The organism is Pseudomonas sp. SDT291_1_S447, from assembly GCF_054070155.1.
On the sequence record NZ_JBSVXS010000288.1, the window covers coordinates 1 to 532 of the forward strand.

Below are 532 nucleotides of genomic sequence, written 5' to 3' on the forward strand. Positions count from 1 at the left end.
GGCACGAACGGCGGATTGGCTGAATGCCAAGAAGGTTTCTTTAAGCTCGGGCGCTTCCTTGGCGGTGTTCTCAGCGCTTTCGCGGCGGGTAACCGATGCAAATTGAGGCAAGGCGCTGGCCTTGGCGCGGCAATACACGGCGCGCTTGTACAAGCTGACCCGCAGTGCGCTTTCAGGCGTCGACTGTTCGGCCGCTTCGACGTTGGCAATGCCGAGGAGCTGCCAGCGGTTTTTGAGCTTGGCCAGGTCTGTATTGACATCGGCCATGGCAATACTCAGGGCGTCGACCAGCAACGTGCCCAGGAACTCCGCCGGCAGGCGATAGCCCTTCTGGAACTCGGACACGGAGAGGTTCGGCCAAAAGCCGTCGTTCGCAATCGTCTGTTCCACAAAGGTGGTGGGGTTCCCGGAAAAGCTCATTGCTGGCCGCTCAAATAGGGCGGGGAGACTGTTTTTCGTGGGGCTGGCCATAAATGGCAGACACACGTCCACAGTTCCCCGCTGGGGGGGTAGTCGGTTATTGGGCGCCGGT

At 60.3% G+C, this 532-nt stretch carries 1 protein-coding gene; it reads right to left on the reverse strand.

All coding sequences use genetic code 11. The features are described 5' to 3' along the window. Positions 1–420, reverse strand: a 420-nt coding sequence (locus ACW9IR_RS29585; RefSeq protein WP_457466153.1) for a head completion/stabilization protein, incomplete at its 3' end; no start/stop codon positions are given. Between the last annotated feature and the right edge of the window lie 112 nt (positions 421–532).